At 70.8% G+C, this 18,306-nt stretch carries 13 protein-coding genes and 1 tRNA gene; 3 read left to right on the forward strand and 11 right to left on the reverse strand.

The window, feature by feature from the left end; all coding sequences use genetic code 11:
- The first annotated feature begins 151 nt into the window (after positions 1-151).
- Entirely contained in the window at positions 152-2,209 is a 2,058-nt protein-coding gene (locus tag BH719_RS01645; RefSeq protein ID WP_009400202.1) for a M13 family metallopeptidase, read from the forward strand.
- 122 nt (positions 2,210-2,331) lie between these two features.
- Positions 2,332-4,890: an aminopeptidase N gene (gene pepN, locus BH719_RS01650; RefSeq protein ID WP_009400203.1), complete on the forward strand. Its 2,559-nt coding sequence runs from the start codon at positions 2,332-2,334 to the stop codon at positions 4,888-4,890.
- Between the two features lie 204 nt (positions 4,891-5,094).
- Here the strand turns inward: pepN and BH719_RS01655 are convergent, their stop codons facing one another.
- From BH719_RS01655 to BH719_RS01665, 3 genes are all read right to left on the reverse strand, one after another.
- On the reverse strand, positions 5,095-7,404 hold the full coding sequence (locus BH719_RS01655) for a cell surface protein (protein ID WP_342671366.1): 2,310 nt from the start codon (positions 7,402-7,404) through the stop codon (positions 5,095-5,097).
- A 317-nt stretch (positions 7,405-7,721) separates the two neighbouring features.
- The gene (locus tag BH719_RS01660; protein WP_009400205.1) at positions 7,722-9,545 is read right to left on the reverse strand and encodes a CAP domain-containing protein; all 1,824 of its coding nucleotides are present in this window, start codon (positions 9,543-9,545) and stop codon (positions 7,722-7,724) included.
- A gap of 276 nt (positions 9,546-9,821) precedes the next feature.
- A tRNA-Ala gene (locus BH719_RS01665) sits at positions 9,822-9,897 on the reverse strand.
- A 574-nt stretch (positions 9,898-10,471) separates the two neighbouring features.
- On the opposite strand from BH719_RS01665, the gene BH719_RS01670 reads away from it, so the two are divergent.
- A complete protein-coding gene (locus BH719_RS01670) occupies positions 10,472-11,575 on the forward strand; it encodes a S8 family peptidase (protein WP_245683302.1) in 1,104 nt (367 codons plus the stop codon).
- Between the two features lie 61 nt (positions 11,576-11,636).
- Here BH719_RS01670 and BH719_RS01675 read toward each other — a convergent pair whose 3' ends face one another.
- The 8 genes from BH719_RS01675 to rplU all read right to left on the reverse strand — a co-directional run bounded on the left by BH719_RS01675 (position 11,637) and on the right by rplU (position 18,086).
- The gene (locus BH719_RS01675; protein WP_034219666.1) at positions 11,637-12,365 is read right to left on the reverse strand and encodes a histidine phosphatase family protein; all 729 of its coding nucleotides are present in this window, start codon (positions 12,363-12,365) and stop codon (positions 11,637-11,639) included.
- Between the two features lies 1 nt (position 12,366).
- Positions 12,367-12,795, reverse strand: a complete 429-nt coding sequence (gene rsfS, locus BH719_RS01680) for a ribosome silencing factor (RefSeq protein WP_009400207.1) — start codon at positions 12,793-12,795, stop codon at positions 12,367-12,369.
- Positions 12,770-13,381, reverse strand: coding sequence for a nicotinate-nucleotide adenylyltransferase (gene nadD, locus BH719_RS01685; RefSeq protein WP_157098240.1), 612 nt, complete (start codon positions 13,379-13,381; stop codon positions 12,770-12,772). Before nadD ends, rsfS begins: the two co-directional genes overlap by 26 nt.
- A gap of 74 nt (positions 13,382-13,455) precedes the next feature.
- A complete protein-coding gene (locus BH719_RS01690) occupies positions 13,456-14,733 on the reverse strand; it encodes a glutamate-5-semialdehyde dehydrogenase (RefSeq protein ID WP_009400209.1) in 1,278 nt (425 codons plus the stop codon).
- Positions 14,734-14,766: 33 nt separating this feature from the next.
- Positions 14,767-15,867 (reverse strand): glutamate 5-kinase, encoded by a 1,101-nt coding sequence (proB, locus tag BH719_RS01695; RefSeq protein WP_009400210.1) that lies wholly within the window; start codon positions 15,865-15,867, stop codon positions 14,767-14,769.
- Complete coding sequence (gene obgE, locus BH719_RS01700) at positions 15,864-17,396, reverse strand: GTPase ObgE (RefSeq protein WP_009400211.1); 1,533 nt, start codon at positions 17,394-17,396, stop codon at positions 15,864-15,866. Before obgE ends, proB begins: the two co-directional genes overlap by 4 nt.
- Before the next feature lie 75 nt (positions 17,397-17,471).
- The gene (gene rpmA / locus BH719_RS01705; protein WP_009400212.1) at positions 17,472-17,732 is read right to left on the reverse strand and encodes a 50S ribosomal protein L27; all 261 of its coding nucleotides are present in this window, start codon (positions 17,730-17,732) and stop codon (positions 17,472-17,474) included.
- Positions 17,733-17,765: 33 nt separating this feature from the next.
- Positions 17,766-18,086: a 50S ribosomal protein L21 gene (gene rplU, locus BH719_RS01710; protein ID WP_009400213.1), complete on the reverse strand. Its 321-nt coding sequence runs from the start codon at positions 18,084-18,086 to the stop codon at positions 17,766-17,768.
- Positions 18,087-18,306 lie beyond the last annotated feature (220 nt).

The raw sequence follows: 18,306 nt of genomic DNA on the forward strand, positions 1-18,306 counted from the left end.
AGGCGCCCCCACTCCTTGGGACGGGGAGCACCCCGACGGCGCATTTACGACGAACAACCATGCCATAATTCGATTTCACGGCCCGCGAACACACCCGCCCCGGCCTCCCCGCACCGGCGCGGCGCGGGTCACGAGCACCTAGAGTGGGGTCATGGACCACGACATCCGCGACCGCTCCGGCGAGGCCGCCAACGCCGACCCCTCCGTGCGCCCCCAGGACGACTTCTACCGGCACGTCAACGGCGGCTGGCTCGCCCGCCACAAGATCCCGGCCGACAGGCCCATCGACGGCGCCTTCCACGCACTGCGCGACCAGTCCGAGGCGCACTGCCGCGCCATCGCCGAGGCGGCGGCCGCCGGGGCCCTCGACGACCCCGACGCCGGGAGGATCGCGACCCTGTGGAACCAGTTCCTCGACGAGGGGGCCATCGAGGCCGCCGGCGCCTCGCCGATCGCCCCCGACCTGGAGGCCATCGCCCAGGCGCCCACGCGCGCGGACCTGGCCGCCCTGACGGGCCGCCTCATGCGCGAGGGCGCGGGGGGCCTCGTCAGCGCCTACGTGGGCACCAACCCCCACGACTCCTCCCAGTACATGGTCTCCCTGGTCCAATCCGGCCTCGGACTGCCCGACGAGGCGTACTACCGGGAGGACGACTACGAGCCGGTCCGCCGCGCCTACGTCGCCCACACGGCGCGCATGCTCGAACTGGCGGGCGCCCCGGACCCCGAGGGCGCCGCCGGGCGGATCATGGCATTCGAAACGGCCCTGGCCGCCCACCACCGCGACTCCGTGTCCGACCGCGACCCCCGGCTCTCGGACAACCCCACCCCCTGGGAGGACCTGGTCGCCGCCAACCCCGGTTTCGACTGGCGGGGCTGGGCCGACGGGGCGCGCCTGCCCACCGCCTCCCTGGTCGTCAACGTCGACCAGCCCGAGTTCCTGCGCGGCGCCTGCGCCCTGTGGGCGGACACCGACCTGGGCACCCTCAAGGAGTGGGCCGCCGCCTCGGTGATCGACGCGCGCGCCCCCGTGCTCTCCTCCGCCTTCGTGGAGGAGAACTTCGACTTCCACGGCCGCACCCTGGCCGGGACCGAGCAACTGCGCCCCCGCTGGAAGCGTGCCCTCGGCCTCATCGAGTCGTGCCTGGGCGAGGCGATGGGCCGCGCGTGGGTCGCCCGCCACTTCCCGCCCGCCTCGAAGGAGCGCATGGACGACCTGGTCGCCCGCCTGCTGGACGCCTACGGGCGCTCCATCCGCGCCCTCGACTGGATGGGGGACGCCACCAAGGGCCGCGCCCTGGACAAGCTGGCCGCCTTCAACCCGAAGATCGGCTACCCGCCCAAGTGGAAGGACTACTCGGGCCTGGACATCGACCCCGGCGCCCCCCTGGTCGACAACCTGCGGGCCGCCGCCTCCCACGAGACCGAGCGGGAATGGGCGCGGCTGGGCACCCCCGTGGACCGCGACCGCTGGTACATGACCCCGCAGACGGTCAACGCCTACTACAACCCGACGCAGAACGAGATCGTCTTCCCAGCGGCCATCCTCCAGCCCCCCTTCTTCGACCCCGGTGCCGACGACGCCGTCAACTTCGGCGCCATCGGCGCCGTCATCGGGCACGAGATCGGGCACGGCTTCGACGACCAGGGGTCCCGTTTCGACGAGAGGGGGAACCTGGAGAACTGGTGGACGGACCAGGACAGGGAGCGCTTCGAAGAGCGCACACGCGCCCTCATCGACCAGTACAACGCGCTCACGCCCGCGGATCTGCTGCCCGGCGCCCACACCCCGGACGAGGCGGGGGGCGCGGACGGGGCGGAGCGGCCCGACGGCGCCGGGGGCACCGGCGCGCCCCACGTCAACGGCGCCCTGACCATCGGGGAGAACATCGGCGACCTCGGCGGCCTCACGATCGCGTGGAAGGCGTGGGCGGCCGCCCTGGCAGAGCGGGGGCTGACGCCCGCCACCGCGCCCGCCGTCGACGGGCTCAGCGGGCCCGAGAGGTTCTTCCAGTCGTGGGCCCGCGTGTGGCGCACTGCGGCGCGCCCCCGCTTCGCCCGCCAGATGCTGGCGGTGGACCCGCACTCCCCCGCCGAGTTCCGCTGCAACCAGGTGCTGAAGAACTTCGACGAGTTCGCCGCCGCCTACGGCGTCGCCGAGGGCGACGGCATGTGGCTGGACCCCTCCGAGCGGGTCCGTATCTGGTGATATTGCTCAAATGACGGTCTCCCGCAACGCGGGCATCCAGTCGCACAATCAGACGAACGCGTGTCAGTATTAGACAAGCGCACGCACGAAACGCGTCATATTCGACCAACGGAAGGCGAACAATGCCAGGCCTTAACCTGACCCGCGACGAGGCGCTCGCACGCGCCGGAGTCATCAGCGAGGTCATCCGCTACGACATCGAGCTCGACCTCACCCGGGGCGACACCGACTTCGGCTCGCGCACCCGCGTCGAGTTCACCGCCGCCCCCGGCGGCGCGGCCTTCGCGGACCTGGTCTCCACCAATGTGCGTTCCATCAAGCTCAACGACCGCGACTTGGACCCGGGCGCCCACCACCAGGACTCGCGCATCAGCCTGGACGACCTGGCCGAGCACAACGTCCTCGAGGTCGACGCCGACTGCCAGTACATGCACACCGGCGAGGGCCTGCACCGCTTCGTCGACCCCGCCGACGGCAAGGCCTACACGTACTCCCAGTTCGAGGTCCCCGACGCCCGCCGCGTCTACACGACCTTCGAGCAGCCGGACCTGAAGTCCACCTTCACCCTGACCGTCAAGGCCCCCAAGGGCTGGAAGGTGTTCTCCAACGCCCCGACCCCCTCCCCCGAGGAGGACGGCGATTCCTGGACCTACCGCTTCGCGACCACGGAGAAGATGTCCACCTACATCACCGCGGTCGTGGCCGGCCCCTACGAGGGCGTCACCGACACCCTCACCTCCTCCGACGGCCGCACCATCGACCTGGGCGTGTACTGCCGGGCGTCCGTCCTCGAGCACCTGGACGCCGACGCCATCATCGACATCACGCGCAAGGGCTTCGAGTTCTTCGAGGACGCGTACGGCATCGCCTACCCCTTCACCAAGTACGACCAGGTCTTCGTGCCCGAGTACAACGCCGGGGCGATGGAGAACGCGGGTTGCGTGACTTTCCGCGACGCCTACGTGTTCCGCACGCGGCCCACCGAGGCCCAGCTGGAGTCCCGCGCCAACACGATCCTCCACGAGCTGGCCCACATGTGGTTCGGCGACCTGGTGACCATGAAGTGGTGGAACGACCTGTGGCTCAACGAGTCCTTCGCGGAGTTCATGAGCCACCTGGCCCTGGCCGAGAACACCCCGTACACGGAGGGCTGGACGGGCTTCATGGTCCGCAAGGACTGGGGCCTCAAGCAGGACCAGCTGCCCACCACCCACCCCATCACCGCCCAGATCCGCGACCTGGCCGACGTCGAGGTCAACTTCGACGGCATCACATACGCCAAGGGCGCCTCCGTGCTGCGCCAGCTCGTGTCCTACGTGGGACGCGACGCGTTCTTTGCCGGCCTGCACGAGTACCTCACCGCGCACTCCTACGCGAACGCCACCCTGGCCGACCTGCTCGGCGAGCTGGAGAAGGCCTCGGGCCGCGACCTGGCCGCCTGGTCGAAGGTGTGGCTGGAGGAGGCAGGCGTCACCCTGCTGCGCCCGTCCGTCGAGACGGACGAGGAGGGCAGGATCACGCGCCTTTCCATCGAGCAGGAGGCCTTCAGCGAGGGCGCCTCCCTGCGCCCCCACCGCCTCGCCGTCGCCGGGTACTCCCTGGACGGCGAATCCCTGCAACGGGTCTTCCACGAGGAGCTCGACGTGGACGGGGCCTCCACTGATGTGCCCTCCGCCGAGGGCGTGGCCCGCCCCGACTTCATCCTGGTCAACGACGGCGACCTGGCCTACGCGAAGATCCGCCTCGACGAGGACTCCCTGGCCTTCGCGGTCGCCAATATCACGCGCTTCACGGACTCCCTCACCCGCGGCGTCGTCATGGCCGCCGCGTGGGACATGACCCGCGACGGGCAGATGAAGGCGCGCGACTACCTGAACCTGGCGCTCACCGCTGTCCCCGCCGAGACGAACATGCAGTTGCTGACGCTGACGCTGCGCCACATCGACGAGGCCGTTCGTACTTTCGTCGCCCCCGACGCCCGCGCCGAGGCCGCCGAGACGGTGGGCAGGCGCCTGCTGCTGCTGGCCCGCACCGCCCGGTCCGGCTCCGACGCGCAGCGCATGCTGGTGGCGGCCGCCGCCCGCAACGCGTCCAACGCCGAGCAGTTCGAGGCCATCAAGGCCCTCTACGACGGGTCCGCGACCCTGGAGGGCCTGGAGTTGGACGTCGACCTGCAGTGGTCGCTGCTGATCGCCCTGGTCAGGGGCGGCGTCGCCGGGGACGCGGAGATCGACGCCCGGGAGCAGGAGGACGACACGATGACGGGCCGCCAGAACGCCGCCGCTGCCCGGGCGGCGCGCGACGACGCGGCCGTCAAGGAGCAGGTGTGGGAGCAGGTCCTTGGGGACAAGTCGATCCCCAACGACACCCGTTGGGCGATGGTCTCCGGCTTCTGGGCCCAGGCGCGGACCACCCCGTCGCTGTACGAGCCCTACGTCGAACGATACTTCGCAGCCCTGGCGCAGGTGTGGGAGGAGAACACCTTCCACACCGCCGAGGATCTGACGACCCTGCTCTTCCCCTCCGATTTGGCCGGTTACGCGCCCGGCGTCGACGTGGTGCGCGCGGGCCACGAGTGGATCGACGCCAACCCCGGCGCCCCGGCCGGAGCCGTGCGCATCATCCGCGAGCGGATCGACGTGTGCGAACGGCAGATGGCGAACCAGGTGGCCGACGCCTGAGGCTGTCCGCCACACGGTTCCCGGGTGGCAGGCGCAGTACGCTCCTCAACGCCGACGGGGACCGCAGCCATGTGCTACGGTCCCCGTCTCTTTATCCCGCCCTGTTCGTCGCGCTTTATGCGCGGCGGCGGCGCGCGTCCAGCGAAACGGTCCGGGCTCCACGGTTCACGCCGTGGGGCCCGGACCGGGGAACCTCATTCGTGCTCAGCGCACCCAGGCCCCCGAATTGTCGAAGACGCGGAGCACGCCGTCGATCCAGTGGCTGCCCGTCGCCATCTCACCGGAGGCGAACAGGTAGTACCACGCGCCGCCGACCTGCTGCCAGCCTGTGGCCATCGCGCCGGTGCTGGGGTCCAGGTAGTACCACTTCCCGGAGTCTTGCACCCAGCCTGTGGCCATCTGACCACTCGGCGCGAAATAGTACCAGCTTCCACCGATGGCCGTCCAGCCGGTGTCCATCGCGCCCGATGCGCCCAGGTGGTACCAGGCACCGCCGATCCGCTGCCAGCCTGTGGCCATCGCGCCCGATGCGCCCAGGTAGTACCAGGCACCGTCCACCTGCTGCCAGCCTGTGGCCATCGCGCCGGTGCCGGGGTCCATGTAGTAGTAGCTGCCGCCGACCAGCGTCCAGCCGCTGGCCTGGGCGCCGGAGGGAGCGTAGTAGAACCACTGGCCGCCGACCTTCGTCCAGCCGGTCACCATGTAGCCCGCCTCGTTGAATCGGTAGGTCACCCCGTCGATCTGCTCGGTGCCGTTGGTGGTGTACGAGCCATCGCTGTGCCGGTACCACCAGCCGAAGGAGTCCTGGATCCACTGGCCTTTGCCCTCCCCGGGATTCGGGTCGCGCTCCGCGCCCACGCGGACCTCGGCCGAAGACACCCAGTCGGATGCTTTGAACTCGCCGGAGATCTCGCCGGCGTTGCGGACCGAGGCGACGTACACGCCGTCGGGGACATCCCCGAAGACATCGGATCGCAGGGAGTTGTCGTGCTGGTGGTGGCTCTTGGTGCCGAACAGCGGGTCGGAGCAGTCACGCACGCAGGCGAGCGAGATCTCCCAGCCGCGAGAGGGGGTGGCGCCGGTGTAGACCCAGTCGACCTTCATGTTCGTGCGACCGGAGTCGGCAACGGCTGCCGCGGTCACCGAGTCGACGGGGAAGACCGCGTTGGGATCGTAGTCGATCGCTTTGAAGGTGATCTTCTCGGCGTGGTCCAGGCTGCGGTCGGACAGTGCGAGGCCGTGGGCCGCCATCGTGCCGATGTAGTAGGTGTGCGTTCGGTCCAGGGTGTTCTCCGGGATGGTCAGCTTCACCGTGAAGGAGCCCTTGCCTGCCTCCAGCTGGTCCGGGGTGACCCACGCGGAGGTGATTGCCCCCTCATCGCCCTTCGCGTTCATGTACTCGCCGGGTTTCCAGATCTTCTCGTCCATGAGGACCACGTAGACCCCGTTCTGGATGGAACCGGACGTGAAGTCCTTCCCCTTGACGGTGACGACGGTTTTCACCGTCGGATCGATGTCCTGGTAGGGGGACACCTCGATGCTCGGCTTCGCAGAAGGGCCAGTCGTGGGCTTGCCGGTGGGTGTCGGGGTTGGTTCTGCTGTGGGTGCAGGACTGGGGTCGGCCGTGGGCGCCGGGGTTGGTTCTGCTGTGGGTGCAGGACTGGGGTCGGCCGTGGGCGCCGGAGTCGGCTCCTGAGTGGGGCCGGGCTGGGGGGCCGGTGCGTCATCGATCTGGGGCCACGTGATCGTCACGGGCAACGCTGGCTTGCGCGCGTCCCCACTGCTGCCTGTGGAGTACCAGTAGGAGTGCTGGCCGGTCTCGCCCTGGAAGGCGACGAAATCCGCGGGCCACGACCCCCAGTTCTCGCCCGTGCGAGTCTGCGGGCTGGCGCCCTCCGGATTCTTGACCTCAACGCCCTTGTACTCGGGGGTGACGGTGATGCCGGTCTTGGTCACAGCGACGTTCTTCAAAGTCGCCAGGGTGACCTCGCGGGCCTGGAGGGGCTTGAGCGCAGCGTCGGGATCCTGCATCGAGGCGCCGAATCCGGAGACCCGGGCTTTGATGGCGCCTTGGCCGTTGGTGACCTCGAGAACGGGGTTGGTGGCGCTCCAGTAGGTCATGCCGGAGTAGTAGACGACGGTCCAAGAACCGACCCATTTGATGGACGCGGAGTTCGTCGTCGGATCAACGGTGCCCGAACCTTTCTCGATGTTGATGATCGACTCGGAGACCGCGCCGCGCGTGTTGGTGCGCGCGCCCGTGCGGGTGAGGCACTTGTTCGCCCACGTCTGGGCGACGAGTTGGCCGTCCGCGTTCGGTTTGAGGATCGAGACGTTGCCGTCCTTAGGCCGCCAGAGGACGTCCTGGTCGGGGCCGCCGACCAGGAACTCTCCGTCTGAGCCGGACTGCACGTTGTTCGGCCACTGGCCGCCGCCCGAGTTCCCCGACACCATCGCACTGAAGAAGTTGCAGGTGCCCGGCGCGTAACCGGCGGAGCCGGATTCGTCGTTCATAGCCCATTGGAAGACCGCTGAGGAGACCTGGCTGCCCCCCTCGTCGGTTCCGGCGTGAGCGGCGTTCGCCGTCACGATGGGCGCGGCAAGAACTGCCGCAGTGGTAAAGGCCGCCACTGCAGCGCCACGAAGGCGTTGTGCGCGCATCACTTCCCTCTCTGAACTTAGTAGTTCGAATATAAGCGCAAGTTAGCCTACCCTAACGTGCGAAGTGGCACAAGGCGCCTGATGGCGCCGTCCGTCTCGGCGCCCTTCGAAGCGGAACGGGTCCGGGTGGCTGACGCCGCCCGGACCCGTTCCCGCGCTATTCGCGTGCGCTACTTGCCTTTGCGCCTTTTGGCGACCAGCATCGCGCCAACACCGATCCCCAGGACGATGAGCGCGCCGATCCCCAGGACCAGGGTCATGGATCCCGTGCTCGCCAGGTTCGCCGCCCGAGCGCCAGTGGCGGCTCCCTTGTCAGCGGCCCCTGGGGCTCCCCCTCCGTTGTTCGTCCCATTGGCGGCACCCGGCCCGGCGCCACCGGCCTCCGTGGAAACGCTCTGCCCGCCTTTCCCGTCACTGCCCGCGGCAGGGCTGGACTGCTGCGATGCAGCGGGGGAAGGCGCAGCGCTGGACTGCTCCGATGGAGCAGGGCCAGCCGGTGCGTTGGACTGCTGCGCCACGGAAGCCGGGGCCGCAGGAGCGCCGGTGGCCCCTGATTGGGCGGGGCCGACGGGCTGCTGCTGGCCCGTCGTGGCCAGGCACGCGGCCAGTTTCTTCCGGTACGCCTCGACCGGGTAGTACGAGGAGTTCGTATTGGGCGTGGAGACGACGACGCCCCCGTCGGGCTGCGGACGCACGCCCGTCTGGGAGCCGATGGACTCGGCGATCCCGTCCAGTGCCGCAGTGGCGGCCTTGAGGTTCTCGACCGCTTGCGAGTACGCGGACTGGGGATCCGCCAGGAAGTCGTCCAGGGCCTTCTGGGCGGCGTCCACAGCGGCCTGGGCCTGGGCGACGGCGGAGCCGTCAGCGGTGGGCGCGGGATCCGGCGTCGTGGAGGGGGCCGGGGACGGGGATGCCCCGTCCTTCGCGGGGAGGGACGAGGGGGCGACCGGGAGGGCCTGGGCGGGCAGGTCCCCGACGATGGCGGTCCACGCCGCCTGCTTCTGCTTGACGCCGTCCCCGGCCAGACCGGAGACGTAGTCCGTGTTGTCCGCGTTGAAGGCCGCCCCGTCGAAGCCGTAGGCGCTGGCGGTGTCGCCCGTCGTGTGGAACCGGGAGAGGTCGATCGACCCCTTGTCCGAGATCGCGTAGAACTTCTGCGTCCCCCACACGGTCAGTCCGCCGTCCGCGAGGTCGCCGATGTGCACGCCCACCCCGACGACGTTGTTCTCCGCGAGCATGTTCTTGTCGTGGCCCTGGGAGTTCTTCCACTGCTCGAACAGGTCGGAGGCCGCCTGGTCGGGCGTCTTGTACTCGTTGCCCCTGGCCCCCAGTTGCGCTCCGAAGTTGCGCATCGAGTTGTAGGCGATGTTCTCGCCCGCGTAGTTCGTCGAGGCGCCGTCCAGGCTCTGCGACCCGAGGTACCGGAACTCGGGGTCGTGGTTGAAGTCGTTATCGACCGCCATGTGCTTGGACCAGGCGCGCGAGTCGGTGGTCAGGGTGTCGGAGACGACCAGCGGCGGCAGGCCCGCGTTGGCGCGGTAGGCGTTCATCTTCTGGACGATGAGGGCCTCGATGACCTGCGCCTGGGTGGAGTGGTCGACCTTCGACCAGTCGACCCAGCCGATGCCCCGGGACGGCTCGGCCGCGGGCTGGGTGGCCGTCGGCTGCGCGGTCGGGGCGGGAGCGGCCTTCGCGGCCTCCAGCGCCGCCTGGGCGTCGGCGAGGGTCTGGCGCAGCTGCGCCTCGGTGGCCGTGGTCCCGCCGTTGGCGGTGTTGCGGGCGGCGGTCTCCGCGGCGACGGCGTCGGCGTAGGCGCTGAGGGCGGGGTTGTACTCGCTATCGATCCGCCCATGCGCGGCGAGCAGCGCGGGGCACACGGCGTCGGCCGGGGGCGCGCCGTTCTCGGCGAGCGCGGGGATGACGACGAAGGAGGCCGCCACTGTAGTCGCTGCGGCGACGATCGACATGTGCGTGCGCGACAGTTGGAAGGTCATCGGCAACCGGCCTAACACTCAGAGGACAGGACATTCAAATCTTGCCATCCGGTTTGGGAAACTTCAAACACCCCTACCGGCCCTTTGCTGGCGTTCCGCACCATTCCAACGTTCGCGCCGACCACCCCCTTCCCGCTGGTCTCACATGGCGATACCAAAACGTTATACTCGGTCCAGGGGGAGAAGCCTGCCGGGGACGGGGCAGTGCTGGTGCGCACGGGCGGAGCGCCCTCGCCGCACAACGAAAGGCTCCAATGCGAGCGCATTGGAGCCTTTTGGTGGAGCTAGGGGGATTCGAACCCCCGACCTCTTCCATGCCATGGAAGCGCGCTACCAACTGCGCCATAGCCCCGTGTTCCGTTCGCCGCCCCTCGGCGACTCGACAACCTTAGCGGACCGTCGAAGAGGCGCGCAAATCAAGAATAGTGCCGCTCGTCACACGCTGTTCCTCGCTGTCGGCCGCTCCCCCGTTTACCGGTTTCTCCGGCGCTCCGGGCGCGAACGCCCACTCGCCAGGGGCCTTGCTTCGCCGATTCAGCGGGCGGTAGTGTGGGCGATGAGCACGTCCGGCGCGATCAATCGGTTATGGCTAAGGAGCTGTCGTTGCCATGGTGGCTGAGGATCTGGGTTTTGATCAGGGGCGTTATGAGGGGGCGTTGGCGTTTCCGGAGTCGCGCTATGCCGATTCGGCTCCCGAACGTTTCCCGTCTTCTCCCGGGGCTGGTTCGGGTGCTTCGGGTTCGGCTGGTGGTGGTTGGCCGGGCGCCAGTGGGGCAGGTGGTGGCGCGCCGGGGGTGGGCCCCCGGCGCCAGGGGCTGCGCCCGGCTGTCCGCTGTCTGGGTTTGCCGCGGGTCCTCGGTCGCAGGGCTGCTGGTCGTCTTGTTCCGCGCCGCCGGTTGGGCGGTCTGCGGGGTGTGGGTCGTGGTGTGGTGGTGTGGGTTCTGGTGGTGTGCGCGGGTGTGGTGGGGGCGCCTGTGGCGTGGGGGGTGGAGGAGATCGGGACGCAGGATTATGTGGATGCCCTGGGGTTGGGCGAGGGGATCGCGTCGGGGTCGTTGGGGGCGGGTGTGGGCATCGGCGTGATCGACGGGCCCGCGGACACGTCGGTGCCGGAGCTGGCGGGCGCCGATGTGACGGTGAGGCCGATGTGCGATTACACGGCCTCTGATATGAGCCGCTCGCACGGCACCGCTGTGGTGTCGGTGCTGGCGGCCCGCGGCTACGGGGTGGCCAGGGGCGCCCGGATCATCAACTACGCCATCCCCAGCGACAGCGACGCCAAGACACCGGATTGTGCGGGGGCGGGCGTGGCCCACGCGATCGGGGCGGCCGTGGCCGACGGGGTCCGGGTCGTCTCGATCTCCCTTTCCAGCGATGTCTGGGTCGATAACGCGGCGCGCGAGGCCGTGGCGATGGCGGTGGCCCATGGTGTCGTGGCGGTGGTGGCGACGGGCAACGAGGGCGCGGTGGATCCTCCTGATTCGTATGCGTCGATGAACGGGACCGTGGGGGCGGGTGCCTCGGACGGGCAGGGGCGGATCAAGGACTACTCGAACCGCGGTCGGGGACTGACGGTCCTGGCCCCGGGCGACATCCGCTGGCACAATCTTGCCGCAAGGCGGATCGAAAAGGCCACGGGCACGTCGTACGCGACTCCGGTCGTGGCGGGCCTTGTGGCGGTGGCCATGGGCGAGTGGCCGGGGGCGACCTCCAACCAGGTCCTCCAGGCCCTGGTCGCCACCGCCACAGCGGGGCCCACCGGCCAGCCCCTGGTCAGCCCGGGGGGTTTGAACCGCACGGATCCGGGCCAGTACCCCGATGAGAACCCCCTGATGGACAAGTTCCCCGGCACCGAGCCCAGCCCGGCCACGGTCGCCGACTACCGCGACGGCCTCCTGGCCACCGCCTCCGTGTTCGACAACGACCCCTCCTACACCTACCGCGGCACCGACCCGGACGTGGTGCGCTCCCACCCCGACCGCACCGCCCTGGGCACCTCCCCCCGCTACCACGCCCCGCACGACCAATAGGCCACTGGACGGGACCGACCGGCCGTGGGTTAGCGGCCGTTACAGACCGGCAGGCGAGCGCCTAAGCGCCCAGCACGTCCTCGCGCACCCCGACGTTGTGCGCGGCCAGGCGCCAGCCCAGGGACACGGTCCCCCTGCGCTTGGCGTGCGCGATCGGCACCAGCTCCGACCAGTGGCAGTTGTCCACGCCGCGCAGCCCGTCGAAAGCGTCAGGATCCAACCCCAGCAGCGACGTGATCCCCCGCGCGATCGCGCTCCCGTGCGAGACGACGAGGAGCGTCTGGCCGTCACGGCACTGGCCCTCCGCCTCCAGCACCGCGTCGCGCATCCGCCGCCCCACGGCCCCCGACGGCTCGACCCCGGCCTCGGGGCACTCGCCGCACGCGCGCCACTGGGCGACCTGGGCGGGGTAGAGCTCGACGAGCTCGGCGAAGGTGTGCCCCTCCATCCTCCCGAAATCCCGCTCGGTGAGGCGCTCGTCGACGAAGGGACCGTCCAGGGGCCTGCCCACGGCCTCGAAGACATCGGCGAGGATCCGCGCTGTCATGCGCGCGCGCAGCAGGGGCGAGCAGATGAGGCGCGCCCCGCCGCCCGTGCGCGCGCCGGAGTCGGCGTTCACGCCCACCTGTTCGCCCGGCCCGCTCAAGCGGGTGGCGAGAACGCCCGCCGCCGCGCGCGCCTGGGCCATCCCCCGCTCGTTGAGGGGCTGGTCGGCGCGGCCCTGGAAGCGCCGCTCGACGTTGAAGTCCGTCTGCCCGTGGCGCACGAGCACGATCCTGCGGCCGCCCACGTCACGCACCGCCTTCCGCCGCCGCGTGGGCGAGTGATCGGGCGGCGGCCTCGCGCCGCGCGGCTTCGGCGCCGTCCTCCAAGCGGGTGGCGGGGCAGTCCCCCCACAGCCTCTCCAGGGCGTAGTACTCGCGGTCCTGCTGGCCCATGACGTGCACGACGAGGTCGGAGTAGTCGATGAGGATCCAGGTCCCCCCTCCGCGCCCCTCGATGTGGGCGGGGCGCAGGCGGACGGCGCGGGCGACTCGGTCCATGACCTCCTCCGCGACCGCGCTCACCTGGCGCGGCGTCGGCGCCGACACCACGACGAAGGCGTCGGCCAGGTCCATGCGGGAGCGGACGTCGACGAGCACGGGGTCCGCGCCCCCGCGCTCATGGGCGGCGGCCGCGACCAGGGCGGCCAGGTCAGTGGTCTGGGCGGGAAGGGACATGGACATGGTCCTCCACGGGGGCTCCGGGCCTGTACAGGCCGTGTTTGCTGATGTACTGGACGACCCCGTCGGGCACCAGGTACCACACGGGCTTGCCCTGGGCGACGCGGGCGCGGCAGTCCGTCGACGATATCGCCATCGCGGGCACCTCCACCAGTGACACCGCGCTCCCGGGCAGCCCCTGGTCGGCCAGGACGTGCCCCGGCCTGGTCACGCCCACGAAGTGCGCCTGCTCGAAGAGCGCGTCCGAGTCCTTCCACTGCGCGATGTGCGCCAGGGCGTCCGCCCCGGTGATGAAGGCGAAATCCGCGTCCGGGTACTGCGCGCGCAGGTCCGCCAGGGTGTCGACCGTGTAGGTCGTGCCCCCGCGGTCGATGTCCACGCGGGACACCGCGAAACGCGGGTTCGAGGCGGTGGCGATCACCGTCATGAGGTAGCGGTGCTCCGCGGGGGTCACGCGCCTGCCCTCCTTGAAGGGCTGCATCGAGGCGGGGACGAAGACGACCTGGTCCAGGTCGAAGGCGTCCATCACCTCGGAGGCGGCGACCAGGTGCCCGTGGTGGATCGGGTCGAAGGTGCCGCCCATGATGCCGATGGCCCGCCTGCGGCTGGCCGGGGTCCGCGGGGCGGCCGCCCCGTCGGAGGCCGTCTCGGTCCCGCTCACGGGCGGATCGTCCCGTCGCCCTCGATGATCCACTTCGTGGTCGTCAGCTCCGCCAGCCCCATGGGGCCCCGCGCGTGCAGTTTCTGGGTGGAGATCCCCACTTCGGCCCCCAGTCCCAGCTGGCCGCCGTCCGTGAAGCGCGTCGAGGCGTTCACGGCGATGGCGGCGGAGTCCACGCCCGCGCGGAACGCGTTCGCCGAGGCGAGCGACGGCGTGCAGATCGCCTCGGTGTGCCCGCTGGAGTAGGCGCGGATGTGGTCGATGGCCTCCTCGATGGAGTCCACGACCCTCACGGCCAGTTCCATCGCGAGGTACTCGGTGGCCCAGTCCTCCTCGGTGGCCTCCCGCAGCATCGCCGGGTCCACGCCCGCCCCGGCCGCGCACTCCAGCGCCGCGGGGTCGCCGTGCACGAGCACGCCCGCGCCCGTGAGCTCGCGCAGGACCGCCGGCAGGAAGGTGGGCGCGGCGTCGCGGTGGACCAGCAGCGTCTCCGCGGCGTTGCACACGCCCACGCGCTGGATCTTCGCGTTCATGACGATGCGCAGCGCTGCCTCCTCGTCGGCGCCCGCGTCCACGTACACGTGGCAGTTGCCGGTCCCAGTCTCGATGACGGGCACCGTCGAGTGGGAGACGACCGCGTTGATCAGGCCCGCCCCTCCCCTGGGGATGAGCACGTCGATGCCACCGCGCGCCACCATCATGGCGTTGGCGCCAGCCCTGCCCCACGGGTCGACCGTCTGGACGAGGTCGGCGGGCAGCCCCACCGACTCCAGGGCGCCCCGCATGGCGCCGACGAGCGCGGCGTTGGACGCCTCGGCGGCGCTCCCCCCGCGCAGGACGACGGCGCTGCCCGCCTTGAGGGCCAGGACCGCGGCGTCCACCGTCACATTGGGGCGCGCCTCGTAGATCATGCCGACGACGCCCATGGGGACGCGGACCTGGGTGATCCTCAGGCCCAGTTCGTTCGTCGTGCCGCGCACGACCTCGCCAACGGGGTCGGGCAGCGCCGCGACCTCGCGCACGGAGGCCGCTATGGCCCCCAGGCGCTCGGACGTGAGCTCGAGGCGGTCGAGCAGGCCCTCCGCCATGCCGTTGGCGCGCCCGCGCTCCATGTCGCTGGCGTTGCCCGCCAGGATCTCCCCGGCCCGCTCCACGAGCGCCGAGGCGATCGCCTCCAGCGCGGCGTTCTTGCGCGCGGGTGACGCGCCCGCCAGGACGCGCGACGCGCTGCGCGCCGCCGACGTCACCGACCCGATGTCCACATTCTCATCCATCCGCCAATCATGGCACACTTCGCGCCCGCCGCGTCACAGCAGCGGGGCCAGGTCGTCGCGGTGCACGACGGGGCGCACGTGCTCCCACCCGGTCCCCTCCAGCTCCGGTGCGCTGCGCCCCGCGATCGCGGCCAGCGAATCCGCGTCGTAGGACACGATGCCGCGGGCCACCAGACCGGTCGGCGAGGCGATGTCGACGACATCGCCCGCGTCGAAGTGGCCGGCCACGGAGACGACCCCGGCGGCCAGCAGGGACTTCTTGCCGACAGTGATGGCGCGGGCGGCGCCGGCGTCGACGACGAGCTCTCCGCGCGAGGGGGCGGCGTGGGCAATCCACAGGCGCCGCGAGGCGGGCCGCTCGTGAGTGGGGGCGAACCACGTGCCAGTGCCCTTCCCCGACAGCGCCTCCTCGACCTTGTCGGCGTTGGCCAGCAGGACGCCGATGCCCGAGGCGGAGGCCATCGTGGCGGCCTGGACCTTCGACGCCATCCCCCCGGTGCCGACCTTCGACCCTGCCCCGGTCACCAGGACGCTCATGAGGTCGTCCGTGGAGTCCACGCGCTCGATGAGGCGCGCGCCCGGGCGCGAGGGAGGGGCCGTGTACAGGCCGTCGACGTCGGTGAGCAGGACGAGCGCGTCCGCCTGGACCATCTGCGCGATGATCGCGGCCACGCGGTCGTTGTCGCCGAAGCGCAGTTCCCGGGTGGTCACCGCGTCGTTCTCGTTCACGATGGGGACGACGCCCAGGGACAGCAGGCGCCCCAGCGCGGCGGTGGCGTTGGTGTAGTGGTCCCTGGCCATGACGTCCTCGGTGGTGAGCAGGACCTGGGCGGCGTCGACGTGGTGGGTGTGGAACGCCGCCGTCCACCTCGCCACGAGGAGGCCCTGCCCCATGGCCGCGGCCGCCTGGACGGAGGCGAGGTCGGAGGGCTTGGAGGCGAAGCCCAGGGGGTCCAGTCCGGCCGCGACGGCGCCCGAGGAGACGATCACGGCCTGCCTGCCGCCCCTGCGCCAGCGGGCCACGACGCGGGCGACGGCGTCGATGCGGTTGAGGTCGAGGCCCCCGTCGGGGCGCGTGAGCGACGACGAGCCGATCTTGACGACGACCCGGCGCGCCTCGGAGAGCGCCCTCACCTGTCCCCTCCCCCGTCGGCGGCGTCCGTCCAGTGGCCCGCGGCGCGCTCGGTCCACAGCTCCTCGCGGGCGGCCGCCTTGGCGTCCATGGCCTGGTGGTAGGCCTGGCGCCTTTCCTTGTTGGTGCGGCGGGCCGACTGGTCGATGCGCGAGTCCGTCCCCCGCGAGCCCAGCAGCTCCGGGCCGGTCGTCAGCGTCGGCTCCCAGTCGAAGACCACGCCGCCGTCCAGCTCCCCGATGACGACGGCGTCCCCGGCGACGGCCCCGGCTTTGACGAGTTCGTCCTCGACGCCCGCCGCGGCGAGGCGGTCCGCCAAGTAGCCCACCGCCTCGTCGTTGGCGAAGTCGGTCTGGCGCACCCAGCGCTCCGGCTTGTCGCCCCTGACCTGGAAGATCTCCTCGCCGTCCTTGCGGGTGCGGCGCACGCTGACGGCGGTGCGCTGGCCGACTGCTCGGGGCCGGATCACGGGCCGCGCGGCCTCGAGGGCGGGGCGCCGGGCGCGCTCGCGCTCCACGATCCCCGCCAGCGCGAAGGAAAGCGCCCGAAGCCCCTCGTGGGAGACGGCGGAGACCTCGAACACGGGCCACCCGGTCGCCTCCAGTTCGGGGCGGACGATCTCGGCCAGGTCCCGCCCGTCGGGCACGTCCACTTTGTTGAGCACGATGACGCGGGGGCGCTCCATGAGCGGGACGTGGCCCTCCAGCCCGCCCAGGTCGCCCTGGTAGGCGCCCAGCTCGGCCTCGATGGTGCGCAGGTCGTCGACGGGCGTGCGCTCGGCCTCGTAGACGGCGGTGTCGAGCACGTGGACGATGACCGCGCAGCGCTCGATGTGGCGCAGGAAGTCCAGGCCCAGGCCCTTGCCCGCGGACGCGCCGGGGATCAGGCCCGGCACGTCGGCCATCGTGTAGCGCACGTCCCCGGCCGCCACGACGCCCAGGTTGGGGACCAGGGTCGTGAAGGGGTAGTCCGCGATCTTGGGGCGCGCGGAGCTCATCGCCGCGATCAGCGACGACTTGCCCGACGACGGGAAGCCCACGAGGGCCGCGTCGGCCACCGACTTGAGTTCGAGGACGACGTCGCGCTCCTCTCCGGGCTCGCCCAGCAGCGCGAACCCCGGGGCCTTGCGGGCCTTCGAGGCCAGGGCCGCGTTCCCCAGGCCGCCCCTGCCGCCCTGGGCGACGACGAAGCGCGCGCCCGCCCCCGTCAGGTCGGCCAGCAGCTCCCCCGACGTGGATTTGACGACCGTCCCGTCGGGGACGGGCAGGACGATGTCGGCGCCGTTCTTGCCCTGGCGGAAGTCGCCCATCCCCTGCGTGCCGTTCTGGGCCCTCTGGTGGGGCGAGCGGTGGTAGGTGAGCAGCGTCGTCTCCTGGTCGGAGACCTCGAGGACCACGGAGCCGCCGTCCCCGCCGTCCCCGCCGTCGGGTCCCGCCAGCGGCTTGAACTTCTCCCGTTTGATGGAGGCGACGCCGTTGCCCCCGTTGCCGCCCGCCGCGTGCAGTGTCACGCGGTCGACGAAGTCTGCCATGGTCCCTCCTGCGGGGTCGTGGATGTGGGGAAAGGGCGCCCGGCACTGCCGGACGCCCTCGTCGCGCGGTCGGTCTCAGGCGGAGGCGGACTCGACCACGGAAACGACTCGGCGGTCGCGCTTGCGCCCGAACTCCACCTCTCCCGCGCGCAGGGCGAACAGGGTGTCGTCCTTGCCGCGCCCGACGCCGTCACCGGGGTGGAAGTGGGTGCCGCGCTGGCGGACCAGGATCTCGCCGGCGTTGACGCGCTGGCCGCCGAAGCGCTTGACGCCCAGTCGCTGAGCGTTCGAATCACGGCCGTTGCGCGAGGAGCCGAGGCCCTTCTTGTGTGCCATCAGGAACTGCTTTCTGCTCGATTGATCCGGGGGTCAGGCGATCTCGGTGATCTTGACGACCGACATCTTCTGGCGGTGGCCCTGACGCTTGCGGTAGCCCGTCTTGTTCTTGTACTTGATGATCGAAATCTTCGGGCCCTTCGCCGAGTCGACGACCTCGGCCTTGACGGTGACCCCGCCCAGCTTGGCCGCGTCGACGGTGATGGCGTCGCCATCCACCAGCATCAGCGGCTTGAGCGACACGCTGGAGCCGATCCCCTCTGCCAATTTGTCGACGACGACGACGTCACCGACGGACACCTTTTCCTGCCGGCCGCCAGCCTTGACGATCGCGTAGACCACGTTGGAGCTCATCTCTTCTCGTTCTCGGAACGGAAACGCCCGCGGCTCCGAGGAGCCGGATCCGCGTCCCGTTGGCGCTTGTTGCGCCGACGATCAAATCTAGCGGAAATCGTTGCCCGATAGCAACCTGGCGCGACCCGCGGGCGCAGCGTCCCGCTGTGCTGTTCCACACCCCGCCCGGCCCCGCGCCCCGCGCCCGGAGCGGCGCGGGGCGCGGCCGTCATCCCGCGTC

It is taken from the genome of Pauljensenia hongkongensis, assembly GCF_001746855.1.
GTDB classification, from domain to species: Bacteria; Actinomycetota; Actinomycetes; order Actinomycetales; family Actinomycetaceae; genus Pauljensenia; species Pauljensenia hongkongensis.

Excerpts from the sequence above, each read along its gene's own strand:
- rplU (WP_009400213.1), bottom strand. The coding sequence starts at position 18,086 with ATGAGCTCCAACGTGGTCTACGCGATCGTCAAGGCTGGCGGCCGGCAG.
- rpmA (WP_009400212.1), bottom strand. The coding sequence starts at position 17,732 with ATGGCACACAAGAAGGGCCTCGGCTCCTCGCGCAACGGCCGTGATTCG.
- BH719_RS01645 (WP_009400202.1), top strand. The coding sequence starts at position 152 with ATGGACCACGACATCCGCGACCGCTCCGGCGAGGCCGCCAACGCCGAC.
- BH719_RS01690 (WP_009400209.1), bottom strand. The coding sequence starts at position 14,733 with ATGGATGAGAATGTGGACATCGGGTCGGTGACGTCGGCGGCGCGCAGC.
- BH719_RS01660 (WP_009400205.1), bottom strand. The coding sequence starts at position 9,545 with ATGACCTTCCAACTGTCGCGCACGCACATGTCGATCGTCGCCGCAGCG.
- obgE (WP_009400211.1), bottom strand. The coding sequence starts at position 17,396 with ATGGCAGACTTCGTCGACCGCGTGACACTGCACGCGGCGGGCGGCAAC.
- BH719_RS01655 (WP_342671366.1), bottom strand. The coding sequence starts at position 7,404 with ATGAACGACGAATCCGGCTCCGCCGGTTACGCGCCGGGCACCTGCAAC.
- rsfS (WP_009400207.1), bottom strand. The coding sequence starts at position 12,795 with ATGTCCCTTCCCGCCCAGACCACTGACCTGGCCGCCCTGGTCGCGGCC.
- nadD (WP_157098240.1), bottom strand. The coding sequence starts at position 13,381 with ATGGGCGGCACCTTCGACCCGATCCACCACGGGCACCTGGTCGCCGCC.
- pepN (WP_009400203.1), top strand. The coding sequence starts at position 2,332 with ATGCCAGGCCTTAACCTGACCCGCGACGAGGCGCTCGCACGCGCCGGA.